Origin of the sequence: Endozoicomonas arenosclerae (genome assembly GCF_001562015.1) — a bacterium.
In the GTDB taxonomy this organism is placed as follows: domain Bacteria; phylum Pseudomonadota; class Gammaproteobacteria; order Pseudomonadales; family Endozoicomonadaceae; genus Endozoicomonas_A; species Endozoicomonas_A arenosclerae.
In genome coordinates, this window is the sequence record NZ_LASA01000072.1 from 23,997 (window position 1) to 30,811 (window position 6,815).

General features: G+C 47.2%; 7 protein-coding genes. 3 read left to right on the plus strand and 4 right to left on the minus strand.

Going from position 1 to position 6,815, the window contains the following annotated elements; genetic code table 11:
* Positions 1–16: 16 nt before the first annotated feature.
* Entirely contained in the window at positions 17–484 is a 468-nt protein-coding gene (locus tag WG89_RS29315; RefSeq protein WP_079253785.1) for a chemotaxis protein CheW, read from the plus strand.
* Here WG89_RS29315 and WG89_RS10855 read toward each other — a convergent pair.
* Together WG89_RS10855 and WG89_RS10860 are read right to left on the minus strand one after the other, a co-directional pair.
* On the minus strand, positions 408–2,456 hold the full coding sequence (locus WG89_RS10855) for an ETS domain-containing protein (RefSeq protein WP_062265529.1): 2,049 nt from the start codon (positions 2,454–2,456) through the stop codon (positions 408–410). The genes WG89_RS29315 and WG89_RS10855 overlap by 77 nt on opposite strands.
* An 81-nt stretch (positions 2,457–2,537) precedes the next feature.
* Entirely contained in the window at positions 2,538–3,263 is a 726-nt protein-coding gene (locus tag WG89_RS10860; protein ID WP_062265532.1) for a 16S rRNA (uracil(1498)-N(3))-methyltransferase, read from the minus strand.
* A 149-nt stretch (positions 3,264–3,412) separates the two neighbouring features.
* Between WG89_RS10860 and WG89_RS10865 the strand changes: the two genes are divergently transcribed.
* Positions 3,413–3,988 carry a putative antibiotic biosynthesis monooxygenase gene (locus WG89_RS10865; RefSeq protein WP_153301532.1) on the plus strand — a complete coding sequence of 192 codons (576 nt, stop codon included), beginning with the start codon at positions 3,413–3,415 and terminating at the stop codon, positions 3,986–3,988.
* A 51-nt stretch (positions 3,989–4,039) separates the two neighbouring features.
* Here WG89_RS10865 and metF read toward each other — a convergent pair whose 3' ends face one another.
* Together metF and ahcY are read right to left on the minus strand one after the other, a co-directional pair.
* Positions 4,040–4,891: a methylenetetrahydrofolate reductase [NAD(P)H] gene (gene metF, locus WG89_RS10870; protein WP_062265538.1), complete on the minus strand. Its 852-nt coding sequence runs from the start codon at positions 4,889–4,891 to the stop codon at positions 4,040–4,042.
* Positions 4,892–5,081: 190 nt separating this feature from the next.
* Positions 5,082–6,479, minus strand: coding sequence for an adenosylhomocysteinase (gene ahcY, locus WG89_RS10875; protein ID WP_062265542.1), 1,398 nt, complete (start codon positions 6,477–6,479; stop codon positions 5,082–5,084).
* A 175-nt stretch (positions 6,480–6,654) separates the two neighbouring features.
* On the opposite strand from ahcY, the gene WG89_RS29320 reads away from it, so the two are divergent.
* Positions 6,655–6,815, plus strand: a 161-nt coding sequence (locus tag WG89_RS29320) for a transposase (RefSeq protein ID WP_172806784.1), incomplete at its 3' end; no start/stop codon positions are given.

Genomic DNA, 6,815 nt, shown 5'->3' on the forward strand with positions numbered 1-6,815 from the left:
ACAGAGGAGTTGTGTAATGGCTTATGCCGGAAGCCTGAAGTCCCGTTTGATCCCCATGCAGCAGAAGCCCCTTCTGCTGCCCGCATCCTGTATTGCCGACGTTGTGGACTACAACCGGCCATCGGGAGGCAGTAAGGAAAACCGGTGGTATCTGGGTGAAATTGAATGGCGAGGACAAACCATCCCGCTGATCTCCTTTGAACGAATCAATGGCGGTCGTTTCGCAGACTTTTCTGCGACGGCAAGGATCGCCGTGATGCACAGCAGCACGTGTAATGAGCAACTGCCTTTCTATGGCATTGTTATTCAGGGTATTCCTCAGGAGATGGAATTGTCGGCTGGAGATCTTCAACCAGCCCTTGAAACGGAAAATGCGACGGGTTCAGCTGAAACATCCAGGGTTATCGTCAGAGAAATTCCTGCGGCTGTTCCAGATCTGTCCCTATTGGAGCAGAAGCTGGTTGAGCTGGAAGTTCAGCATTAGGCTGACCTTTTTTGCCAACCTCTTGCATCCATCCAACAATATTTGGATGTTTTACATTAAACTGGTAGATCATTGGTCTACCAGTTTTAATCATCATACCCGCTTTGTAATAAAGCCGGATATTTCTTGAAAAGGAGTCATAGCTAATTTTTTTACTTTTTCTGGTTTCAGCCTGCCAGGCAGCCACTAACCTATCTGTATCGACAATTCTAAATAAGCCTTCCTTTTCGTTTTCCCACACCAGTATTCCGGACTCTGAACTCCCAACCTGATTCAGCAACTTAAGCAGGAAGTACGGAACATGATGCGTATTTCTGAGAGCGCCTTTCTTTTGCTCCTTAGGCTTTTCCACTGACGATTCTGATCTGCGTGAGCTTACCTTCCGCACTTTTTTAGAAGGCTCTTTTATAGCAGGATCCTGATCTGATAGCCTTTTCAGCGGGATAGAAGCCATCAGTGATTCACTGGCAGGAAGCCCACTACTTTTCTCATCAGACTGCTTGCTTCCAGCTGTAAAGATCCGAGTGCCATCGGGTCTGTTTAAGACTATGGAAACCGTCATTGTGGCTAACTGCTTATAATCATCAAGATACTGATATCGTTTAACGAGCGCTGCAGTATTGATACAGGCTGCTTTAGGACTCTTCCAAAATACTTTCTCAAAGGAGGCCAGGTAATCATCCAGACTTTCAAAACGCTGGCCTGTCCATGATTCCCGAAGCTGATCGTCAGTGGGAAGGGATAAATCCTGGCACAAGGTCATCATATACGCAGGCAAGTCAGCAGTATCTATCAAGTAAACACTCTCCTCGCCAGCCTTCACACTGGTCTTAAGAACCTCGTCCAGTTTGGATGGATGTTCATTGAAAAACATCATGGCTTGTATGGAAAAGACACCACAACTGTAAAAATCTTTTTGTTGAGTCTGCCTCGGTGAAACAATTTCAATCTGTTTATCTGCAAAGTATCTCTTCAAGCAAGATCGAAGCTGGTGTCGAATCTCCCTTGAGTTAGGTGTATCCCAGCCTAGTGTTTCATGGATGTAACAAACAACATTTCCATGCTCGACCCTAACCCGTACAGCAACCATATGATTCGATTTTTCATCTTCATAAATAAGGTGTCCAGTACATTGCTCTTTAGAAGACAGTTTCTTTATATATTGAGTCAGCTCTTTAGGTGAGCCACAAAACGTCCAGTCAAAATCGGGGAATTCATGAAGTTTGTCTTGCAGCAGAGCTTCAATAATAGGTTGGGTTAGGTGATACTCACCATCATTCTCAAAAGTTTGCGACTCCCGGTGTAATACCTGAACGACTCCGGACTCTCTCATAAGAGGGTTGGCATCAACATCTACAGTAACATCCTGAAAATGAGCCACCACAACCCATTGCGACTTAGCACCAATGGTTTGGCATTCAAGCAGTATTGATTCACCGGGTTGCAGCCAGACCTCTTTATCGATGTCTTTTCCTCTGGTGGCACTTTTCGGTTGCAGTTGCTTCTGGCTGCTATTGACTAATACGAACTGCTTCCCTGGTTGCACAATATCTGAACAGGGTATGTCTACATAACATCCTATGCCAAAATCAATATCACTCGAACTATCCCAGTGAAAGACTTCTAATGAAGAAGCGTCTTTATCAAGAAAAAGGACGTCAGAAACAAACTGGTGAGGGGCTTTTTGCGTGAGCGCAACCTGAGCTTGTGGGATATCATTTGATCCGACCTGTTTATCTATCTGCGCAGCTCGAATATCCCAACTTCTGATATTGTTCTGTAACTGTTGTTTAGTCGCCTCAGGCATGTATTTCTGCCGATCTTCCGGAGAAAGTCCATACACTGTTTTAGGCTGCCCATTAATAACACCAAAAGCTGTTCCGGGCTGTATCTTGTCAAAAAGTGTTTGTTCAGACGTTGTGAGTTTTGAGGACTGAGCAACAACAGAAGGCCCGAATGATACTGAATCCATAGAACCTCCTGTTCTAAAATAATTTTCAGACCAAACAAGCCTGTTAGACTCCTGAATTGGACAAAAGTTCCTATCTTGTGATCAGATATCGCCCCAAAGGTAGTGCATAATGCTCACCGCAGTAATCGGGGCCGTTTCTGTTCTCAGCACTCTAGGGCCCAGAGCCAGAGCATTGAAGCCAGAGGTTTCTGCTGCAACAATCTCTTCCTGAGTTAACCCTCCTTCAGGACCGATCAGGAGGGAAACAGATTCTGGCCGATCAAAACCTTCCAGTTTTTTCTCGGTTCTGTGGTGCAGCACAAACTTAAGGTCGGTCTCCTGCATCTGCATCCAGTCAGCGACATTTTCGGGTGGATGAATAACAGGAATCCGGTTCAGGCCACACTGTTCACAAGCACTGATGGCTATCTGCTGCCAATGCCTGAGTCTTTTTTCCTGGCGTTCTGCGTTCAATTTCACTTCACAACGCTCCGAGAACAGCGGTGTGATTTCAATGACACCCATTTCAGTCGCTTTCTGAATGGCATAATCCATTCGTTCACCACGACTCAGGCTCTGTCCCAGGTGAACTTTCAGGGGTGATTCCGTGGTTTTCTCAATAAGGGCACTCAGAGTCACCGTAACACTTTTCTTTGAAACGGACTGAATACTGCCCTGCCATGACGAGCCATGACCATTGAACAGAATCAATGGCTCTTCCGGCTTCATGCGAAGCACCTTGCCTACATGATTGGCGGCGCTGTCGGTCAGTTCAACTACCTGGCCTTCTGCCAGTGGCTGATCGGTATAGATTCGAGGGTTTCTCATGGCGTTCTCATGGAAAGGCAAAGCGGAGAAAGCCTTTGCTCTTCCTCTTAATGTGGCATTGGTACTGCAAAGAATTATACCCAAGCCCCTGCAATATGGCAGGATTCGCTTTTAAATACAGCTCTTTCAAGAAGTAAAGGGAGGCTCTATTGGAGACGTTAACCACCGGAATGGATGACCCCATCACGGTCATGGTGTCCTACCATATCAAACCCGAATGCGAAGAAGACTTTAAACAATGGGTATCTGATATTACCCAGGCTGCCGCACACTTTAAGGGGCATCAAGGTGCGTACTTTTTCAGATCGCCTGATCGTACATCCAGTCAGTATATTGCTTATACCGCAGTATTCCGGTTTGATCATCATTCCAACCTGATTGTCTGGGAAGAATCCAATGAACGCCAGGAAAGGCTGAAACAACTGCAGCCACTACTGGAAAAGAAACTCCAGTATAAAAAGCATGAGGGAATGGAGTTCTGGTTTGACCTTCCGGACATTCCGCCCAAAACCATTCCACGATATAAAATGGCCATTGTGACTTTACTGGCGGTTTACCCTTTAATCCTCACACTGTATACGCTGCTGCCTTTGGTTCTGCCCGTCGGAATGCCCAAGTTTGTGACCATTCTGATCAGCTGTATCTGTACGTGTATCTTGATGACCTGGTTTGTCATGCCCTTTATGACCAGGATTTTTTCTTCCTGGCTGTTTAAGGACGCGTAGAAGGTAGGCAAAGACAGGATTGCGGCCAGAAGATTTCCGGCCGCAGAATTATCAGATCAGATTAAGGTTCTTGCAGATATTTTGGGAAGGATCGGCCTGGTTCAGGGCATAGAAATGCAGGCCCGGAACACCCTGCTCAATCAGCCTTTCACACATGCGAGTGACGACTTCTTCACCATACTGCTTGATGCTGTCGATATCATCGCCATAGGCTTCCAGCTGCTTGCGAACCCAGCGTGGAATCTCTGCACCACAGGCGTCAGAAAAACGCGCCAGTCGGGTGTAGTTGGTGATTGGCATAATACCCGGAATGATGGGCAGATCTATGCCCATACTTCTGGCACGATCAACGAAGTAGAAGTAGCTGTCAGCATTGAAGAAATACTGAGTGATGGCAGAGCTGGCACCGGCATCTACCTTGCGTTTGAAGTTGATCAGATCCGCTTCAAAATTTTGAGCCTGTGGATGGGTTTCCGGATAGGCGGCCACTTCCAGATGGAAATGATCTCCGGTTTCAGCCCGAATAAATTCTACCAGTTCATTAGCGTACTGAAGTTCGCCGTTTGAGCGGCCCATACCGGAAGGCAGGTCACCGCGCAAAGCAACAATGCGGTTTATGCCTTCACTCTTGTACTGTTCAAGCAGAGCTTTCAATTGAGCTTTGCTGTCACCCACGCAGGACAGGTGAGGTGCAGTAGAAATGTCTGTGCAACCACGAACACTCAGGACAGTATCCAGCGTTCTATCGCGGGTAGAGCCACCAGCACCGTAGGTGACAGAGAAGAATTCCGGCTGGCACTTGGCCAGCTCAATCGCTGTCTGATCGAGCTTTTTAGCCCCCTCTTCCGTTTTGGTCGGAAAAAACTCAAAGCTGATCGGCAGCTTTTTCTTGTTACTCGTCATCGTTATTTCAGAGCCTTCATCACTGTTCTGTTGCACACGGAATTAATAAGCCCACTGTTGTTTAGTCAAATCAGGGCTGTTTACTGCAAAACCATGGCAGTTTCATTCTGGAGTGATGAAAATCCTTCCCCATCCTCAAGGCATTAAAATCGGCGAACGAGCCTGCACATATAGGCAGGCTCAGTGCTGACTAGTACTTGTACTCATCAGCTTTGAATGGACCATCAACAGCGACATTGATGTAGTCTGCCTGCTGTTTGGTCAGCTGGGTGATTACCCCGTCAAAGCCCTGAACCATGTAGCGTGCCACCTCTTCATCCAGCTTCTTGGGCAGAACCTTAACGTAGAGGTTCTCAGCCTTTTCAGCCGGAGACAGGTTGGCAAAGCCTTCTTCATACAAATGAATCTGGGCCAGAACCTGATTGGCAAAAGAACCATCCATGATACGGGATGGATGACCTGTGGCATTACCCAGATTTACCAGGCGACCTTCAGAGAGCAGGATCAGGTGATCATTACTGCTCTTGTCACGCCAGATCTTATGGACCTGAGGCTTAACTTCTTCCCACTCCCATGAATCACGCATGAAAGCAGTATCAATTTCAGTATCAAAGTGACCGATGTTGCAGACTACACAGCTGTTTTTCAGTGCTTTCAGCATTTCACGATCACAGACGTGTACGTTACCGGTTGTGGTGACCAGCAAATCGGTAGTGCCCAGCAGCTCTTTGTTGATGCTGGCAGCAGTACCGTCGTTAACACCGTTAATATAAGGCGATACGACCTCAAAACCGTCCATGCAAGCCTGCATGGCACAGATAGGATCAACCTCAGTAACTTTAACGATCATGCCTTCCTGACGCAGGGAAGCAGCAGAACCTTTACCTACGTCACCGTAACCGATAACCAGGGCTTTCTTGCCTGACAGCAGGTGGTCAGTACCCCGTTTGATCGCGTCATTCAGAGAGTGACGGCAACCGTATTTATTGTCGTTCTTGCTCTTGGTAACAGCGTCGTTAACATTGATAGCAGGTACTTTCAGAGTGCCTTTTTCCAGCATTTCCAGCAGGCGGTGAACACCGGTTGTGGTTTCTTCAGAAATACCATGGATGTTATCCAGAATTTCCGGATACTTGTCGTGCAGCAACAGGGTCAGGTCACCGCCGTCGTCCAGGATCATGTTAGAGTCCCAGGGCTTGCCGTCTTCTGTCAGAACAGTCTTCTCAATGCACCACCAGAATTCTTCTTCCGTTTCACCTTTCCAGGCGAATACGGGAATGCCTGCAGCGGCGATGGCAGCAGCAGCGTGATCCTGGGTGGAGAAAATGTTACAGGAAGACCAGCGTACATCGGCCCCCAGATCTACCAGGGTTTCGATCAGTACAGCAGTCTGAATGGTCATATGGATGCAGCCCATGATCCTGGCCCCTTTCAGAGGCTGCTGGTCACGGTACTTTTCACGAATAGCCATCAGTGCGGGCATTTCGCCTTCGGCGATCTGTATTTCCCTGCGGCCCCATTCGGCGAGGGAGATATCAGCAACCCGATAGTCAGTAAAGCTCTCAACAGCTGCAGGAGTAGCGCTCATGGGTATGATCCTGTTATGCGTACTTACCGAAAGATAGGTTGAAGTCTAACAGTCGCCTTAATCTATATCAATTTTTTTTGATATAGATTTTGAATCTCTACGGGTCATATTCCCCGCAGCTTGCTGCGTTTCTGCGGCATTAGCCGCAGCATGAACTTGTGACTACATTTTGTGGATGGCTAAAAGTAGGTTCATCCACAAATCCCACAATGTCACTGTTCTTATGTATCACTTGGTCTGTCCAGCAAAGTATCGAAGAGTGGTCTTTAGCGATGAAGTAGACAAGACGTTGAAGGAGGTATGCTTGGCTATCTCAGAGCGTTATGAAATTTACTT